Here is a 19359-nt window from a genome sequence, read left to right on the forward strand (position 1 = left end):
AAGAGGGATCGTGCTTTACAATTGTTTTCCAGAAAGATTTTCGAGAAGTTTTTTATCCTATTAATACATGTTCAGAAAATTACTGCTGTTACAGCTTTTACTGTTTATTGGCTATTGTGCAACTGCTCAGAATCCAGCATTATCCAAAGAACAAATTAAGCAGATGAAGGTAGACAACCTGAGCGATGATCAGGTGAGGGCGCTGGTAGCTGAAATGAAGAAGAATAACATTGCATTTTCGGATATAGATGCTTATGCTCAGCAGAAGGGCATTCCGGATATTGAGGTGAGCAAACTGAAGAGCCGTATTCAGCAGATGGGGCTGGACAAAGAGCTGGACCAGAAGAATCAGGACAAAAAGAACAAGGATAAAGATGAGGAGAACGGAACACGTAAAATAGAGGATGATAATACTGAGGAACGAACAACTGACAAAAAGGATAGAGACAGGCCAAAAACACGGGAAGAGAGGGAACTGGAGAAAAAACGTAAGAAAATTTTTGGATCCGAACTCTTCAATAACAAAAACCTGACGTTTGAGCCCAACCTCAAAATGCCCACCCCTCCCAATTACCGCCTGGCAGCAGATGATGAGATTCTGATAGATGTTTATGGTTATTCCGAAGTACAGCACCGGCTGAAGGTGACTCCAGACGGCTATATCCGTATTCCCAATCTGGGACCTGTATACGTGAATGGGTTGACCATGGAAGAGGCTAAAAACAGGATTACCAAACAGTTAGCAACTATTTATGGAGGAATCAGGTCTGGTAACACCTCGGTCGCGATTTCCCTGGGCAATATCCGGAGTATCCGGGTACTGTTGATCGGGGAAGTGGTAAATCCCGGGTCTTATACTATTCCATCCCTGGCTACTGTGGCCAATGCATTGTATGTGTCTGGCGGCCCCAGCGAAAATGGTTCATTCCGTAACATTCAGGTGATCCGTAATGGTTCGCCAGTAGTTACATTCGATCTGTATGACTTCCTCGCTCATGGCGACCTTACCAACAATATCGTATTACAGGACCAGGACATTGTAAAGGTAAACCCCTACAAAACCCGCGTGGAGCTGATGGGTGAAGTGAAACGTCAGGCCATATTTGAAGCGAAAGAGAATGAAAGCCTGCAGAACATCATTGACTACGCTGGCGGTTATACGGACATGTCTTTCAAAGATGTGATCAGGGCATACCGGGTGAATAATAAGGAGCGTGAGGTGGTTAATATATCAGCCAGTGAAGTGGGCTCCTTTAAATTGAAATCGGGAGACCAGTTTTTTATAGATTCTATCTTAAACCGTTACAGTAACCGGGTGACCATTTCCGGAGCTATATTCCATCCTGGCAACTACGCACTGGAGGACAATATGACGGTAAAAGATCTGATTAAAAGAGCCGACGGAGTAAAAGAAACTGCTGCTTTATCAAGAGGGCTCATCCGCCGTTTACAGGCCGATTATACACCTTCCTACATCAACTTCAATGTACAGGATGCTTTAACCGGAAGGTCTGAGGTGCGCTTACAGAAAGAAGATAGTGTGATGATCTATTCCAAGTTCGACCTGCGGGAAGAATATGAGGTGAGAATAGATGGAGAAGTAAATAAGCCGGGTTACTTTAACTATGCTGAAAATATGCATCTGGAAGACCTGATCATGATGGCAGGGGGCTTGACAGATGCTGCTTCTATTCAGCAAGTAGAGATCTCCCGCAGAAAACGTGGAGGGGTATACGATCCTAAAGACAGCACCAAAGCTATTGTTCAACGCTTCGACATCAATGCAGACCTCAGTAACAATCCTGAAGCAAAAGCTTTTGTGCTGCAACCATTTGATGAAATCGTCGTTCGTCGTTCACCGGCATATGCCAGCCAATCCAACGTATTGGTCAGCGGAGAAGTGATATACCCGGGTGATTATACAATTAACAGTCGCTCTGAACGAATTTCCGACCTGATTAAAAGAGCTGGTGGGCTCCGTCCGGAAGCTTATCCGGAAGGTGCAGTGATGATGCGTAAGACGTTTATTAACGAGGGAGACAGTACGTTGCTGGCCAATAAACTACAGGTGTTTTATAACAAACTGCAGGATAGCACTGACATCGTAAGAGTGCAGGCTGCTGTAGACAAAAAGGAGCAGCTGCTGGGTATCAACCTCGAACAAATCATGAAACATCCGGGCTCTAAGTATGACCTGTTGCTGGAAGAAGGAGATATCATTAAAGTGCCTAAAAAACTTCAGACAGTACAGCTGTTTGGCGAAATTTATTTCCCAAAGAAAGTAAGGTATGATGGTGCATACAAATTCAGAGACTACATACACGGTGCAGGAGGATTTACAGCGCAAGCCCTTAAAAAAAGAAGTTATATCGTATACGCAAATGGAGAGGTAAAGAATACGAAAAAAGTGTTTCTGTTCAACTCTTATCCTAAAGTGAAGCCAGGAGCGGAGATCTATGTGCCAACACGTAAGGAACGGAAAGGACTGACAAGCGGAGAGGCTGTGGGACTGGCAAGCGGATTGGCTTCAGTAGCGTTGGTTATTGTTACGATTCTCAATACAGTCAAATAATTTAATCAAGCTGCCAAAGACCAATATTAATGGAGCCATTAAGTCAACATAAAGAGGGTGTCGAAACCAATCCTGAAATATCATTAAAGGACCTCTTTCTCAAATTGGGGGAATGGGGCCGTTTCCTATTAAAAAAATGGTATATCATTGTTTTATGTGGTATCCTTGGAGCGGCTTTAGGGATTACCTATGCCTATTTTAAAAAGACAAATTATGTTGCTGAACTTACTTTTGTAATGGAAGAGGGTAAGTCCAGCTCATTAGGTGCATATGCAGGCCTCGCAAGTCAGTTTGGAATTGATGTTGGAGGAGGAGGAACCAGTGGGGTTTTCTCCGGGGAGAACATTCTACAGTTTCTTAAGACCCGCTTAATGGTTGAGAAGGCCTTGTTAACGCCTATAAAAGATAGTGGAAAAGTAATCAGCCTGGCGGACCTGTATATTAATTCCAATGAATTAAGAAAAAGCTGGAAAAAAGATCCATTGGTTGAAAACATCCATTTTCCTACCGAAAAACAACCGCTCTCCCAACTGCAGGACAGTATCTTAAGTGTGATCTATGAACGGATTGTTAAATCTTCCCTGACAGTGGTGAAACCGGATAAAAAGCTTGGTTTTATTTTTGTGAAATGTACTTCCCCGAACCCGGTTTTTTCCAAAGAGTTTACAGAACGTCTGGTAAAAGAAGCTATTGAGTTCTATACAATCACCAAAACCAAACGCTCAAAAGCAAGCGTGGATGTATTACAAGCCAAAGCAGATTCATTGGAGTTACTGTTGAATAAAAAAACATATGCTGTTGCGGCTTCACAGGACCTCAATCTTAATCCGGCCAGGAGAATAGCTTTGGTGGGAGCTGAAGTAGGAGCCAGGGATAAACTGGTACTGCAAACAATGTATGGAGAGGTTGTAAAAAACCTTGAGATGAGTAAGATCGCTATGGCCCAGGAAACACCCCTGATTCAGCTGGTAGATATGCCAAGATACCCACTGATGCGTGACCGCTTAAGTAAATTCAAAGGAATGATTTTTGGAGGACTGGTATTGGGATTTCTGGCTTGTGCTTTCCTGATTGCAAGGAAGATTTTTAATGAAATTATGCAATAGGAACAAATACTAATGTTTCAATTCTCCAGTCAATTTGATGAAAATCCAGTGTTTTATGGTGTCTGGGATCAGATTACCTGAAAAACTCCAGTAAGCGGATTTTAGGCTGAAATGGGGAGTTATTGTTGTTTAATAGTTGGTTCAGATGAGATTTGCGCGATTAAATATATTCAGACATAATAAGGTCAGGATTGATGAAATTGACAACGAAAAGCGGGATAAAAATTTAGTTTTACAACTAAAGTCATCTGTCGTTTTTAAATTTTTGTCAGTTGGAATCAGCCTGCTATTGGTGCCTCTTCTTATAGGCAGGCTTGGAACAGAACAATATGGGGTATGGGCTACCTTGTTATCTACTGCACAATGGATAACACTTATGGATATTGGCATTGGCAGTGGCCTGAGGAATAAACTTACCGAAGCCCTGGCAAAAGGAGATCTGACAGAAGCCAATGAATATGTTTCCACTGCCTACATTACGTTGCTTTTAATAGGTGCCGTACTGGCTGCATTGTTTGTACCATTTTTTTTTCTGGTTAACTGGAATAGTGTTTTTAATACACATAGTATCAGCAGCCTTGATTTAAGTGGATGTGTGTTCGTTTTTTTTTATGGTATCCTGAGTTATCTGATACTCGCGATTATCAACCAGATTATCAATGCTGTTCAACGGAATTCACTCACAACCATGATTCCGATTATTATTAACGTTCTTTTTATAACAAGTGTATATATCTACTCCCTCTTCCATCCACTGAACCTGCTGTTTGTTACCTGTGCCTATACTGCCAGTCAGCTTATAGCGATCGCTATAGTATCAAGTCTTTTTTTCAGGGAATATGATTACCTGAAGCCACTCCGGAAGAACTTCAAAAAAGATAAGATAAGATCTATTATGGGACTTGGTCTGAAGTTTTTTATTATTCAGATCACAGTAGTAATTATATTTTCGACTGATAATTTCGTGATAACGCAACTGCTGGGGCCTAGCCACGTTACCACATATGGGGTCGTGCTGCTCGTATTTAATAATATGGCGGTGTTTGTTAATATGCTAATGGCCCCGCTTTGGTCTTCTTATACGGAAGCATATGCAAAGGGAGACCTGGGATGGATAAAAGGCAAAATCGTGTTTTTGAATAAACTGATGATTCCCTATATTATTGGGGTTGGGGTGGTAGTACTACTGTTTAATACGATTGTCAATGTTTGGTTGGGAAAAGCTGTTGTAATCCCCGATTACCTTCCGGCTTTAATGGGTGTATATGCTGTTATTTCTGTCTGGAATAATATCTATGGATTCATGTTGGGAGGTATCAGCAAGGTTAGGCTGGGTATGATAACTACAGTCTTTATCGGCTGTGTTAATATCCCTTTGTCAATTTTCTTTGCCAGGAATTTAAATCTGGGGCTGAATGGAATTATTCTGAGTAATATACTTTGTCTTAGTTTGAGCTCTGTTATTTCACCTATTCAGGCATATTATTTCATTTTTTCAACACGTAAAAGTGATAGATGGGAGAGAATACTAAGCTAATTTATAATTGATCAGTATGAGAATTACTTTTGACTATCAGATATTTACATTTCAGCAATATGGCGGTATATCCAGATACTACTATGAGCTAATTGATGGAATCAGAAAGGGCGGAGAACATGAAGCTGCTGTAGCCCTCACTATTTCCAACAATGCTTATCTCAATCCGCATACATATCCTGGAATATATTCCCTGTTGCCTGAAAAGGAGTTTAAAGGAAAACACCGGCTGATCGAATGGGTGAATAGAAACAAAAGTCTGCGAGCGGCACGGAATGGGAAATATGATATTTTCCATCCAACATATTACGATCCATATTTTATTGAAACCATTGGAAACAGGCCCTATGTAACAACGTTTCTGGATATGATTCATGAGAAATTTTCTCATGAATTTGCTGATCTTAAGCAGGACTCCCAGGTGGTCGCAAAAAAAAGGGAAATACTTGAAAAAGCGCGTGGAGTGATTGCAATATCCCAACAGACTAAAAATGATATTGTTGATCTGTTTAAGGTTAATCCGGATAAGATAAAAGTCATCTATCTTGGCAGCTCTTTAAATGCAAATGCAACAACAGATTTCCAGGGATTCGACTTCCCTTATCTGCTACACGTAGGGAACAGGAATGGCTACAAGAATTTCAGCAATCTGCTAAAGTCAGTAAAATCTGTTTTCTCGAAATACAGTGATATAAAACTTGTTTGTGCTGGCGGAGGAAATTTTAATAAGGAAGAGCTGGAAGTCTTTGCTGGAATGGGAGTACAGGACAGAATCGTTTATACCTCAATAGACAATGCAAAACTGGCAAAATTATACCGGAACGCGCTTGCCTTCATTTTTCCAAGTCTTTACGAAGGTTTTGGTATCCCCGTTGTGGAAGCGTTTTCCTGCGGTGCCCCCTGTATTTTGAGCACAGGAGGATCACTCCCTGAAGTAGGGGAAGACGCTGCCGTATATTTTAATCCACGGGACCCGGAATCTATTGCAGCTGCTATTGAGAACGTTCTCAGCGACGAATCACTCAGAAAGTCATTGATTAAAAAAGGCTATGAGCAAGAGAAAAAGTTTACCTGGGCAAAGACCGTGGAAGAGACCTTAGCCTATTATAAAGAAATTATATGAAAACAGCTATAATCACAGGGATTACAGGTCAGGACGGGGCTTATCTTGCGCAGATTTTGATTAACAATGGTTACAATGTCATTGGTGTTACCAGAAGCAGCCATACAGCTAACCTTGATAAATTGGTTTACCTGGAGATCGATAAGCTGGTTACTGTTGTGGAATGTGATTTAATGGATATGTCTGGTGTAATAGGTTTGATTAAGACATATCAGCCAGACGAAATCTATAACCTTGCCGCCCAAAGTTCTGTTGGTCTTTCCTTTAGTCAGCCTATAGGAACCATTCAGTTTAATACCATATCGGTTCTTAATCTGCTGGAGGCTATCCGGCTTTTAAAAAAGGACACCAGGTTTTATCAGGCATCGAGCAGTGAAATGTATGGGATGGTAAAACAGCTACCTGTAACAATAGGTACTCCTATGCATCCGCTCAGCCCCTATGCTATTTCCAAAGCATCGGCTTACTGGACGGTGGTTAACTACCGGGAGTCTTACGGATTATTTGCCTGCAACGGGGTGTTGTTTAATCATGAATCATTTCTGCGGTCAGATAATTTCTTCATTAAGAAAGTGATCAGCGAAGCTGTAAAAAACCGGGATAATAAAGATTGGAAGCTGAAATTGGGCAACATCGATGTATGGCGGGATTTCGGGTATTCCCCTAAATATGTGGAAGCCATGTGGTTTATGCTGCAAAAGGATAAGCCGGTTGATTACATTATCTGTTCCGGTAAAAGCTACCACTTAAAGGATATTGTTCATTATGTACTGGATAAACTGGATCTGGATAGAGATAGAATTGTGATCAGTAATGAACTATACAGGCCTACAGATATATTGGACATTTATGGTGATAATAGTGCTGCTATAGAAGATCTCGGATGGGAATATAAGTTGAGTTTTTTCGAAGTACTCGATCTCCTGATAGCAGAAGAACTAAACAATGTAAATTAATGGCCGTCAGATGTAGTGAGGACTGCAGATGAATGGCCGTTTATATATACTAAAATAACAGTACGCTCAATGAGTCGGATGCAAGAAAATACTATTACTGTTCAACCTACATTTTCTGTTATAACAGTTGTTTATAACGCTGTGACTTCATTGGAGAAAACGATTCAGAGTGTTATCGCACAAACCTGTAAAAGCATTGAATATATTGTTATTGATGGAGGCTCTACAGATGGTTCTGTAGATGTAATCAAAAAATATCAGGATAACATTGACTATTGGATCTCTGAAAAGGATACAGGTATTTACGATGCCATGAATAAAGGCATAGACAAATGCACCGGGAAGTTTACTGTTTTTCTCAACAGTGGGGACCACTTTCCCAGTGAAACATTATTCGAGGATATTCTCAACAATCATGCAAAAGCGCTGGATGAATACCCGTTAATATATGGACGTGCTAAAATTCTCAAAAAAGATGGTGCGCTCTTTGACCTGACCTTCCCGCATTCCCATGATGAGTTATGGCGTGGGCCCGCTTTCAGACATGGTGCCCTGCTCTGCAATACGGCTCTGCTTCAGAAGGAACGCTTCATACTATCTAAAGAATTGAGGATTGCGGCAGACTACGAATTCATTTACAGATGTTATAAGAACGGATATCAGTTTTACCCCATCGATCAGGTGATCCTGGCTTTTCAGGAAGAAGGCGTTTCGGACAATCCTTATACGCACCTGAAAGACAGTATTTATATTCTGAAGAAACATAAAGACTGGAACCTGAAGGCAAGATTATTTTATGCTTACAAGTATACCAGAGTTGTATTGAGCCGGACTATTTTTAGAAAAATATTTCTGCTCTTCAAGATCTTTTTTCAGGATTATTTTGCCAATAATTGGATTAATAAAGTACCGTTTTATTTTATCCGGCACCAGTACTATAAGCGGGTGTTGGGAATACATATGGGAAAGGGTACAAGTATCCATATGAATTGTTTTTTGTGTGGTACCAATATTACGATAGCCGAAAACACCACCATAAACAGGAAATGTTTTCTGGATGGAAGAGGACAGTTGTCTATCGGCAATAAAGTTTCCATTTCGCCGGAGGTACAGATCATCACAGGGGACCATGATTATAATTCCCCGTCTTTTGCGTTTCGTTCTCAGGATGTACGGATAGATGATTATGTCTGGGTTGGTACCCGGGCTATGATTCTGCCAGGTGTACATATTGGTGAGGGAGCGGTGGTATGTGCAGGAGCAGTAGTTACTAAAGATGTGGAAGCGTTTGCTGTGGTGGCTGGTATACCAGCAAAGAAAATAAAGGAAAGAAGCAGAAATCTGGATTACAACCCCAGTTGGTTTGCATATTTTGATTGATGATACGGATACAATGAGTAGTGAAATATACATAGTAGACAAACTGGTGATGGGACATAATCATGTTATGTTCAATGCTGCGTTTAGTACTATGATCAGCCATCTTTTCAGAGAAAGGAAAGTAGTGTTTATCGGAGAAGAGAAACATGTTAGCCTGGTGGAAAAAAGGAACGGGAATATTTCCAATATCCGTTATGAAGGATATCAGGAGCTTCCGCTTCCGGAAAAAAAACTGGCAAAGGTGCTTCCCTGGATCCGGAAAAAGCTGGGCGATATTCTCTTTATCAGAAAAGTATATAGTAGGGTTGCCAGCGAAAGTTCTGTTTTTTTTACATGTCTGAGCACAACCTCCCTGTATTATGCGAATTATAAGGCTAGGAGAGGAAACAAGGAAGTGTTTTTTGTGTTGCATGGAGAAGTGGAGTTCTTGTTTAAAAAAGAACTGAGGCTGGCGGATAAGATTAAAGGGAAACTATACCGGCGGCTGTTGAGTAAGCTGGGAAAAAGAACTAAGGTCATTGTACTCTCGGAAATTGTGAAAGAAGCGTTAGTGAAGGATAACCTGGTTCGTCCGGAGCAGATTGTTACAATTGAACATCCGTTGGTTGGACAAGTACCGGAGCGTCATCCATTAAATGTAGACAAACTTATATTCGGACACCTGGGCGTGGCAATGAGCAAAAAGGGGTCTTCCTGTTTCTTCGAAATGGCAGCTCGTTTAAGCCAGGCTGCGGCATTAGGCCGGGCTGAATTTCATCTTGTAGGGAGAGTAGAAGATGGATTTATTGTGGAACAAAATACCCCGGTAAAGATCCTGTCAAAAAATAACAAGTCTATTGAAGAGCTGGATTATGCCAACTTCATTAGAGACGTAGATTATGCAGTCTTTACTTTTGATTCAGATAACTATGTATTCAGGGTTAGCGGATCGTTGATGGACGCATTGTTTTATGGGAAACCGATTATAGCCTTTAAGCAACCGTATTTTCAATACCTGTTTGACAAAGGTGGAAATATTGGCTTCCTGTGTGAGGGTCCGGAAGAGATGAAAGTATTATTAGAGAGGTTAATCAATAAGGATGAGGAATTAATTGCTCAATATAAAGAACAGGCAAAAAATGTTCATCTGTTGCTCGAAAGGTTTTTAATTAAAAATGTAGAAAATCAGTTACATAAACAATTGTCGGATAATTGAAGGGAATATGTCAATAGATACACTTGATACAAAACAACAACGTATCTTTTTCAGTATGGTAATATCCATGATATGGATGGCATCCCCTGTTTTGTCTGTTTTGGTTATATTGTATACTATTTTCAAACTTTCGCCAAGGGAGGTTAATCATGGATACTTGTGTTTTCTGATTGCTCTTACATTTGGGATTATTGCTTATACAGCAGAGTATATGGATCGGGGAGGCGAGTCCACAGATATTACACGTTATACAGCACAGTTCAAAACCTATTCGGAAGTGCGATCGGTTGGGGAATTGTTTTTAACGGCAGTATTGATGGACGGCGGGATATATGTTGTTTTCCAGTTACTTACTTTTTTCCTTTCAAAACTATTTCCGGCCAATCCACAGGTATTACCCTTTTTCTGGGTTACAATAAGCTATTTCTTTTTGTTACTTACCGTGCTGGAGCTGACTCGTCGGGACTTGTACTTATACTCAAAGAAGATATTGCTGGTGTTGATCCTACTGCTCTTGTTCGGAACAACACTGTTTACAATGGAAGTGGAGTTGTTAAAACAAAGTAGTGCCACAGCCGTAGCTGCCTATGCTCTTGTACGAAAATTGAATCATAAGAAGGCTGGAGGCTGGTTCTTTGCATTGGCTTTTTTTTTACATACCTCGGTTATACTTTTTCTGCCGATTTTTATTCTGTTTGACAAAAAGATTGTAAAAAGATATAGACTTCCTATTTTCCTGATTAGTCTTTTGCTTTCGTGTATTGATATCAACAGTTTATTAGCGATTTTGTTAGGTGGTGTATTCGCGGAGAAAGCAAATTTCTACGCCAGTATTGAAAACTGGCAGATTAATAAGATTAACTATACCTTGTTTATATTTTATGGGATACTGATAGCGTACAGTTACCTGGGAATGGTTAAGCGAACAAACGTGTTAAAAAGGGAAGACAGTTGCTTTAATATTTGTTTCCTGAGTTTTTGTTTGTTATTGATTCAGATGCATACGGTGCATAATTTTGTTCGTTTTTCTTACCTGTATTCTCCATTCTATGTTATTGCCTTCTATTTATTATTAATCACCAGGAAACAAAGCAGGGAAAAGACTGTTGTTGTAACGCTGCTTTTTTCTTTTAGCCTCCTGGTAAATTCAGCCTATTTACTGGCTACACTCAATTCGGCATATACAAATGCCTATATGAATAATTCCTTGCTGGAACTGGTTTCTGCTAATGTGTATTCATTTTTAAATCATCGGGTTGTTAACTAAATTAATCAAAAAGAGATGAGAAATATTGCTTTTGTAGATATATGCGGCACATTGTATGATTCCAATACAACAATGGATTTTTTGTCTCTGAAGAATCCTGCTTTTGCCCATTACAGAAGTAATTTTTTTGTAAGGGTGATGAACAAAATTTCTAGGATGATCTGGAAGCGTGATTTTGTCAGAAGCAGAGGTGTAGCTGGTTTGAAGGGGCAATCCAGAGATGGATTATACAAAGAGGCTGAAGGGTTTGTCAACGAATATTTAAAAGGAAGGGAACGGAACGAGGTGCATGAAATAGTAATGCAATTGAGAGAAAAGGGATATGAGATTGTATTGATATCAGCAACGCTTGATTTTATTGCTCATTCCATAGGAGCCGGCCTTAAAGCAGATAAAGTGTATGCGTCGGGTCTTGGGTACAATAACGGAATCTGTGATGGACTGATCAGAAATGATCTGCTTGGCAACAAACATCTGGTTGCTCGCTCTATATTATCAGGCAGTGATATCGTTCCTCAGGTAGTAGTGATTACAGATGATAAAACCGATCTTAAATTGGCACAGATGGCCAATGAAGTATATGTTATCGCTCCGGTAACAGACAATGCTTATTGGAAAGGCCACCTGGGGGGAAAAATGACATTGATAGAAAAAAAGAAAACTTTATGATTCCGGCTTTTACATATCTGCCATTCGGATTCTTTTTGAAAACCAGACTAATCGGGAATTTTAAAAGAATATCCTGGTTGTTTATCTATTTTATTCCCGGTATATTTTTATACTATTACGCTGTCGCATTGCCAGGGTTGAGTGCTCTGGGACTGCTTGTATTGGGCATTTTGCTGGTCAATTATGTTTATGACAATGGGTATCTTGAGAATGATGTGCTTACGATTAAAAAAGAGGCGAAGCCAACGTTGAGGTTATCTCCTGAGGCCATATCAAATATTCAGGCTAATCTGGGAAAAATTGTGACATTGCGACTGATAATCTGCAGTCTGTTACTGGCAGCATATGCCGGTATTTCACCGGATGCTACCGCGTTTTGGACGATGTTGGCTATTCTGGCCTGTTTGCAGGTGCTTTATCTGATTTACAATAGAATAAGAAACATTGGAAATCTTTTTTTGATTATTCCGTTGTCCTACATTCGGTTTTATGGCTTTATTCTTCCTTTTGTCCGTGGAAGTGAGCTTGGGCTCTTTATCATTTTCAGTCTGTTTTTATATCCTTTCCCTAAGTTTATTGAGTTCAGTACAATGCCACGGTATAAGAAAGTGTTTCCTTATGCTGATAGTTTCAACATGGATACTTTCAGAGTGAAGTACTATTTCGTATATGCCTCGGTATCAGGAATAATCAGTTATGTTTACAAGGTGCCTTTTGGGTATCTTTTTTTTCTGGTTGGATTATTTTATTTTTTATTTAGATTGATTGGACTTTTGGCATTAAGGCGTACAATGGTTCTTAAAGACTTTCAAGATAATTTTGGTAGAAGTAAGGCTAAAAAATAATCGATAGTTTAAAGTAAAAGGAGAAGTAGTGATTAAGTTTTCTGTTTTGATGTCTGTCTATTTTAAGGAGAATCCTGGTTTTCTTAGGGCCAGCCTGGAAAGTATATTCAATCAGAGCCATATGCCCGATGAAGTCGTCCTTGTAAAGGATGGACCGTTGACACCGGAACTGGACGTAGTAATTGAAGAGTATAGGAAGAGATGGGTGGATGGCTTTCATATTGTTCCTTTGGAAAAAAATGTCGGACTTGGAAGAGCATTACAGATTGGTATCATGCACTGTCAGTACGATTATATAGCCAGGATGGATTCTGATGATATTTGTTATCTGGACAGGTTTGAGAAACAGGTTTTATTTATAGCGCAAAACAGGAATATATCAGTATTGGGTACCGGTATAATGGAGTTCAATGAACAGCCGAATGATATGTCCTCTGTTAAAATATTACCTTCTTCAAATGCAGAGCTGGTGAAATATGCGGGAAAGCGGTGTCCGTTTAATCATTCTTCTGTAATGCTGAATAAGGCTGCTATCATAGCTGCCGGATCTTATCAGGAAATGCCTTTTCTGGAAGACTACTATTTATGGCTGAGGGTAATGAAGAAGGGGTATGAATTTGCGAATTTGCCGGAGCCCCTGTTGTATTTCAGGATTGGAAATGATGTAATAGGCAGAAGACAGGGATGGGGATATGCCAGAAACGAAATGAACCTTTTCTGGAGAGGATATAAAGAGCAGTTGATCTCAACAGGTAACTTTTTATATGCAACATTTTTCAGACTGCCCTTAAGGTTACTACCCAAAAAGGCGTTGTCATTTATTTACCATAGACTATTGCGTCAACAAACAGCCTGAAATCAATGAAAATATTAATTTCTGACGTTGAGTTAAGAAAGTCGTTTGACATCGCAAATATTGTCGGCAGAAATTATCCGCCTGCGGATATCCTCTACGCCAGTAGTGAAGATAGTAGGGTGTTGAAGGTGATTTATGCCAATCTCTATTTGCTGCGGACTGCTGACTATATGAATTTTGAAAGGGACCTGAAGGAAATAATCAGTCTGCTAAGTAATGGAGAAGATATAGTATACCTGCCGGTTGAGGAAAGAACAACGCTTTTGTTTTATGAGTTTTTGGAAAAAAATCCGGCCGTTGCCCCCCGTTTTTTGTTTGCTCTTCCTCAGCTGACTGCTTTTAATATAAGCAGAGATAAATATCTTTTGAATGTTTTTTGTACTGAGAACGGAATAAAAGCACCAGAGATTATTTCTTTTGACAGGCTGGATACCTGGAAGACTGAATTCAAACCATTGGTCTATAAACCTAAAAAAGGAAGTGGAAGTGCAGGCGTCAGGTTTATACTGCAGCCAGAGGATTTGCAAACACTGGAACCTCATCCCGACTATTTTTTTCAGCAGTTTGTAGGAGATGGAAAGGAAGTGTGCGGGGGATTTTATCTGATGAGCAATGGTGAGTTGAAAGGGTTTTACAGTCATAAAAGGATTAGAACTTATCCGGAACAGGGAGGGGTATCGGTTTATTCCAAGTCTGTTCAAAATGACGATATTAAGGAAATTGGTGAGAGGTTACTAAAAAAGCTGCAATGGTCGGGTTGGGCAATGATCGAGTTCCTGTACGATGAAGAGCTGAAGGATTACTATATAATTGAAATAAACCCTCGCGCCTGGGGTTCCATCTTGCTTTCGGAGTTCAATAATGCAAGGTTTATCAATAAGTATATAGAGCTATCGCTTGGAAAACCTGTACAGACAAGCGAAGTGAATTTTGATACCTACATCCGGTGGTTTTTCCCCTGGGATCTCATCTCTTATGCTAAAAAGCGAGGAAGGATCCCTGGTTTCTGGAAATGGAATAAAAGAAAAACCTGTTATATAGGATTTACCTATGCAACTTTTTTCAGCAGTTTTCTTTTTATTTTCTATTCCGTTTTTAGTGTTAAACATATAAAAAAGGTCTTGGGGGTTAAATAAGCATGAATACGGCATTTGATTTTGATGGTACGTTGACTGATAAGGATACACTATTGGGGTTTTTCCTGGCAGGAACAGTAAAACATAGAAATGTAAAATTATTATTATATTTTGTGTGTGCCTGCTTGACAAAAACCAGATTCTTGTCTAATACAAGGCTTAAAGAGGTGGGGGTCTATCTTTTTTTAAAAGGGAAAAGTAAAGCAGAGATAGAACAACAGTCAAAGTTGTATGCTAAATCCATAAAACTTAATCAGGTGTTTTTTAATGACTATTGTTCTACAGAGAATGCAAAAGTTGTTATTTCTGCATCATTTTACGAATATCTTAAATATATCTTTGACCCTGAAAAAGTAATCGCTTCCTCTTTACGTTATTCCGGAAAAGGAGAGGTAGAAGGGGTGGCCTTCAATTGTTATCATGAAGCGAAGCGAACTGCGATGTACCAACGCGGGATTAACCATATCGATCTCTTTTATACGGATAACCTGCAGGCTGATGGTCCCATCGTTCGGATGTCTGGTTCTGTAATGCTGGTAAAGAAAGGAGGCATTACTTCAAAAATTCAAGTGAATGAAAATACTTACTTTTGATATAGAAGAATGGTTTCATATTCTGGACAATGACTCCACGAAATCAGAAGCGGATTGGTCGAATTACGAGTCGAGGATTCACCGTAATATGGATAAAATTATGGGGCTGCTCTCAGAGGCGGACCGACCTGCGACATTTTTCTGTCTGGGATGGATTGCCCGTAAGTATCCGGATGTGATAAAAAGAATTGATGATTCAGGTTACGAAATTGGTACGCATTCGGATCTGCATCAACTGGTATATGAGCAGTCAGCTAAAGAATATGAAGAAGACCTTAAACGATCTGTTTACTCTCTTGAAGATATCACAGGAAAGAAAGTAACAACTTACCGGGCTCCTGGTTTTTCTGTTAAGAAAAGTCATCCATGGGTGTTTGAAATCCTGGCCAAGTACGGTATTAAAACAGATGCCTCTATTTTCCCTGCAGCCAGAGCTCATGGGGGATTCCCCGATTTTGGGATTTCCCGTCCCTGCAAGGTTGACATTAATGGCATAGAATTGAAAGAGTTTCCCATAAACCTGCGGATGATAGGAAACAGATACCCTTTTATATTCTCCGGAGGAGGCTATTTCAGGTTACTACCAATGGGGATGCTGAAAAGATATTTCAGAGAAACCGATTATGTAATGACCTATTTTCATCCAAGGGATTTTGATAGTGAACAACCAGTCATCAAGGAGTTGAGCCTGGTAAGGAAATTTAAATCCTATTATGGATTAAAAAATGCTTTAGATAAGCTGGCAGTACTTTTAAAAGAACATGATTTTACAGATATCAGAACTGCCGAAAAGAATATTAATTGGAATAATGTAGAAATAAAAAAAATCATATAATGAAAACTTGTCTTATCACAGGAATAACTGGTCAGGATGGTGCATATTTAACAGAGTTTCTTCTGAAAAAGGGATACGAAGTTCATGGAATTAAACGTAGATCATCACTTTTTAATACAGATAGAATCGATCATCTTTACCAGGATCCTCATGAAGATCACGTGCGGTTTAAATTGCACTATGGTGACTTGACTGATAGCACGAATCTGATCCGGATAATACAGGAAGTTCAACCAGACGAAATTTATAACCTTGGCGCAATGAGCCACGTACAGGTAAGTTTTGAGGCTCCGGAATATACTGCTGATGCTGATGGTATCGGTACATTACGTATCCTTGAAGCTGTGCGTTTACTCGGACTGACTCAGAAAACCAAAATATACCAGGCTTCCACTTCAGAATTATATGGTCTGGTACAGGAAGTGCCACAGTCAGAGAGGACACCGTTTTATCCGCGTTCCCCATATGCCGTGGCTAAAATGTATGCTTACTGGATTACTGTTAACTATCGGGAGGCTTATAATATGTTTGCATGTAATGGTATCCTGTTTAATCACGAGAGTCCATTGCGTGGTGAAACCTTTGTAACCAGAAAGATTACCCGGGCGGTTGCGAAACTTGCTCTTGGTATGCAGGATAAATTGTATATGGGTAACCTGGATGCAAAGCGGGATTGGGGACATGCAAAGGATTATGTAGAAGCGATGTGGTTGATCCTGCAACAAGAGAAACCGGAGGATTTTGTAATCGCTACCGGAATAACCACTACCGTAAGGGAGTTTATTCGTATGGCTTTTTCAGAGGTAGGTGTGGAAGTGGAGTTTAAAGGAGAAGGTATTGATGAAAAAGGATATGTTAAGGCAATAAATAATCCCGACTGCCCATTACAACCAGGTCAGGAGGTCGTTGCTATAGATCCGCGTTACTTCCGCCCTACTGAGGTTGAGTTACTGATTGGTGATCCTACAAAATCTAAAACCAAACTGGGTTGGAAACCCAAATATGATCTGCCTGCACTGGTTCAGGAAATGGTTGCTGCGGATCTTGAGCTTTTCAGACGCGAAAAACTGCTTAAAGATGCAGGTTATAAAGTATTAAACCAATTTGAATAAACATGGAACGTCAGGATAAAATATACGTTGCTGGCCATCGTGGAATGGTCGGATCTGCAATCGTCAGACGTTTACAAAAAGACGGGTTTAGTAACATTATTACCCGGACTTCTCAAGAGCTGGACCTGAGGGATCAACTGGCTGTGGCCCGTTTTTTTCAGGAAGAAAAGCCGGATTATGTTTTTCTGGCTGCAGCTAAGGTGGGAGGGATTTTGGCAAATAATACGTATAGAGGACAGTTTATCTATGAGAACCTGATGATTCAGAATAATGTGATTCATCAGGCTCACTTGCATGAGGTTAAAAAACTGATGTTCCTGGGCTCTTCCTGCATATATCCTAAAATGGCTCCGCAGCCAATGAAGGAAGAATACTTGCTGACAGGCCCGCTGGAACCAACCAATGAGCCATATGCAATAGCCAAGATTGCAGGCATTGAAATGTGCGATGCTTACCGGGCTCAATACGGGAGCAATTTTGTATCAGTAATGCCGACCAACCTTTACGGGCCTAATGATAATTATGATCTCAATAACTCGCATGTATTGCCGGCAATGCTTCGCAAAATGCACGAAGCGAAGGTAAATAACCAGCCCGAAGTGGTTTTATGGGGAACAGGCACGCCCAGACGTGAATTCCTTCATGCAGATGATATGGCAGATGCATGCTTTTATCTGATGCAGCATTACCAGGAGCCAGGATTGGTGAACATCGGAATCGGTGAAGATATTAGCATAAAAGAGTTAGCCGAGCTGATTCAGAAGATCGTAGGTTATGAAGGGCAGCTGGTATTTGATCCCGGCAAACCGGATGGTACCCCCCGCAAACTTATGGATGTGACTAAATTACACAGCTACGGATGGCGGGCCCGGATTGCTTTGGAAGACGGCATCCGGAATGTATACGAAGACGTGAAAAAGACCCAATGGGGCAGCATCATATGAAAACCAGTAATCATGTTTTTATTATGGCGGGTGGCGTTGGTAGCCGCTTTTGGCCTAAGAGTCGAAACGATTATCCCAAACAGTTTATCGATATTTTGGGAACAGGGAAATCATTATTGCAACTAACCTACGACAGGTTTTTGAAATTATGCCCTGAGGAGAATATCCATGTCGTTACCAACAAGCAGTACAAGTCTCTGGTACAGGAACAACTGCCCGGCGTAGCTGAGAGCAATATTTTGTGTGAACCTTCACGAAACAATACGGCCCCCTGTATTGCTTATGCTGCCTTTAAACTGGCGGCGAAAGATCCTCACGCTAATATGGTGGTGGCCCCTTCAGACCATTTTATTCTCTATGAAGACATATTTATTGAGAAGGTTAAATTGGGATTGGACCTGGCAGCTACAGACCCTGTATTGCTAACACTCGGTATTACCCCTACTAGACCAGATACTGGTTATGGCTACATCAACTTTGAAAAAAGTGGGGAGAATGGTGTTCATAAGGTAAAGCAGTTTACAGAAAAACCTCCGTTGGAAAAAGCAAAGGAATTTCTTGCCAGTGGAAGCTATGTATGGAACGGCGGTATTTTTATCTGGAATGTAAAAGCTGCCCTGCAAGCTTTCCATGAACATGCTCCTGAGATTTATTCCCTCTTCAGCAAAGGGGATGGTCTCTACAATACCGCAGAAGAACAACATTTTATAGATGCTGAATATCCAGCCTCTCCCAGTATTTCAATAGATTACGCTATCATGGAAAAGGCTGATAACGTTTACACTATTCCTGCTGATTTCGGATGGAGTGACCTGGGTACCTGGGGCTCATTATATGAGGTTGCCGATAAACAGAACGGTGATAATGTCTTCTCCGGAAACCATCAGCTTGAGAATACCGAGAACAGTATCATCCATCTTCCACCGGGAAAGCTGGCGGTTATTAAAGGGCTGAAGGATTATATTGTGGTAGATGATAACAATGTTCTGCTCATATATCCCAAACAAGATGAGCAGGAAATCAAACAAATCACTGAAAGACTAAAATCACAAAATCAAACACATTATTTATAGCTTTATCTGCGTTACCCTAATGGATCCTCGCCGGAAGGGTAACGCTTTGTTACTCCTATATCCCTTTACTGTCAACACGATTTACCGAAAATATTATCTTTGCGGCTTATTAGCCCTGTATGATTTTTTACAGGTTATTAATACCCGAAAAATATTGTGA

Annotated in this window: 17 protein-coding genes; all 17 read left to right on the forward strand. The window is 40.3% G+C overall.

What is annotated here, in order from left to right; all coding sequences use genetic code 11:
• The first annotated feature begins 67 nt into the window (after positions 1 to 67).
• A complete protein-coding gene (locus DF182_RS14960) occupies positions 68 to 2572 on the forward strand; it encodes an SLBB domain-containing protein (protein WP_113616384.1) in 2505 nt (834 codons plus the stop codon).
• A 29-nt stretch (positions 2573 to 2601) separates the two neighbouring features.
• Positions 2602 to 3678 (forward strand): GumC domain-containing protein, encoded by a 1077-nt coding sequence (locus tag DF182_RS14965; protein WP_113616385.1) that lies wholly within the window; start codon positions 2602 to 2604, stop codon positions 3676 to 3678.
• A 145-nt stretch (positions 3679 to 3823) separates the two neighbouring features.
• Positions 3824 to 5215: a lipopolysaccharide biosynthesis protein gene (locus tag DF182_RS14970; RefSeq protein ID WP_113616386.1), complete on the forward strand. Its 1392-nt coding sequence runs from the start codon at positions 3824 to 3826 to the stop codon at positions 5213 to 5215.
• A 16-nt stretch (positions 5216 to 5231) separates the two neighbouring features.
• Positions 5232 to 6338, forward strand: a complete 1107-nt coding sequence (locus DF182_RS14975) for a glycosyltransferase family 4 protein (protein WP_113616387.1) — start codon at positions 5232 to 5234, stop codon at positions 6336 to 6338.
• Positions 6335 to 7294 carry a GDP-mannose 4,6-dehydratase gene (locus DF182_RS14980; RefSeq protein WP_113616388.1) on the forward strand — a complete coding sequence of 320 codons (960 nt, stop codon included), beginning with the start codon at positions 6335 to 6337 and terminating at the stop codon, positions 7292 to 7294. The genes DF182_RS14975 and DF182_RS14980 overlap by 4 nt, the downstream gene beginning before the upstream one ends.
• 69 nt (positions 7295 to 7363) lie before the next feature.
• Entirely contained in the window at positions 7364 to 8674 is a 1311-nt protein-coding gene (locus DF182_RS14985) for a glycosyltransferase (RefSeq protein ID WP_113616389.1), read from the forward strand.
• A gap of 157 nt (positions 8675 to 8831) precedes the next feature.
• Positions 8832 to 9869, forward strand: coding sequence for a glycosyltransferase family protein (locus DF182_RS14990; RefSeq protein WP_147243442.1), 1038 nt, complete (start codon positions 8832 to 8834; stop codon positions 9867 to 9869).
• A gap of 7 nt (positions 9870 to 9876) precedes the next feature.
• Positions 9877 to 11136 (forward strand): EpsG family protein, encoded by a 1260-nt coding sequence (locus DF182_RS14995; RefSeq protein ID WP_113616391.1) that lies wholly within the window; start codon positions 9877 to 9879, stop codon positions 11134 to 11136.
• Positions 11137 to 11151: 15 nt separating this feature from the next.
• Positions 11152 to 11805, forward strand: a complete 654-nt coding sequence (locus tag DF182_RS15000; RefSeq protein ID WP_113616392.1) for a haloacid dehalogenase-like hydrolase — start codon at positions 11152 to 11154, stop codon at positions 11803 to 11805.
• Positions 11802 to 12650 (forward strand): hypothetical protein, encoded by an 849-nt coding sequence (locus DF182_RS15005; RefSeq protein WP_113616393.1) that lies wholly within the window; start codon positions 11802 to 11804, stop codon positions 12648 to 12650. The genes DF182_RS15000 and DF182_RS15005 overlap by 4 nt, the downstream gene beginning before the upstream one ends.
• A gap of 49 nt (positions 12651 to 12699) precedes the next feature.
• Positions 12700 to 13506 carry a glycosyltransferase gene (locus DF182_RS15010; protein ID WP_113616394.1) on the forward strand — a complete coding sequence of 269 codons (807 nt, stop codon included), beginning with the start codon at positions 12700 to 12702 and terminating at the stop codon, positions 13504 to 13506.
• 5 nt (positions 13507 to 13511) lie between these two features.
• Entirely contained in the window at positions 13512 to 14642 is a 1131-nt protein-coding gene (locus DF182_RS15015) for an ATP-grasp domain-containing protein (protein WP_113616395.1), read from the forward strand.
• A 2-nt stretch (positions 14643 to 14644) separates the two neighbouring features.
• A complete protein-coding gene (locus DF182_RS15020) occupies positions 14645 to 15235 on the forward strand; it encodes an HAD family hydrolase (protein WP_113616396.1) in 591 nt (196 codons plus the stop codon).
• Entirely contained in the window at positions 15216 to 16070 is an 855-nt protein-coding gene (locus tag DF182_RS15025; RefSeq protein ID WP_113616397.1) for a polysaccharide deacetylase family protein, read from the forward strand. The genes DF182_RS15020 and DF182_RS15025 overlap by 20 nt, the downstream gene beginning before the upstream one ends.
• Positions 16070 to 17182 carry a GDP-mannose 4,6-dehydratase gene (gene gmd, locus DF182_RS15030; RefSeq protein ID WP_113616398.1) on the forward strand — a complete coding sequence of 371 codons (1113 nt, stop codon included), beginning with the start codon at positions 16070 to 16072 and terminating at the stop codon, positions 17180 to 17182. Before DF182_RS15025 ends, gmd begins: the two co-directional genes overlap by 1 nt.
• 2 nt (positions 17183 to 17184) lie before the next feature.
• Entirely contained in the window at positions 17185 to 18126 is a 942-nt protein-coding gene (fcl, locus tag DF182_RS15035; protein ID WP_113616399.1) for a GDP-L-fucose synthase, read from the forward strand.
• Entirely contained in the window at positions 18123 to 19199 is a 1077-nt protein-coding gene (locus DF182_RS15040; protein WP_113616400.1) for a mannose-1-phosphate guanylyltransferase, read from the forward strand. The genes fcl and DF182_RS15040 overlap by 4 nt, the downstream gene beginning before the upstream one ends.
• Positions 19200 to 19359 lie beyond the last annotated feature (160 nt).

The sequence above is a fragment of the Chitinophaga flava genome (genome assembly GCF_003308995.1).
GTDB classification, from domain to species: domain Bacteria; phylum Bacteroidota; class Bacteroidia; order Chitinophagales; family Chitinophagaceae; genus Chitinophaga; species Chitinophaga flava.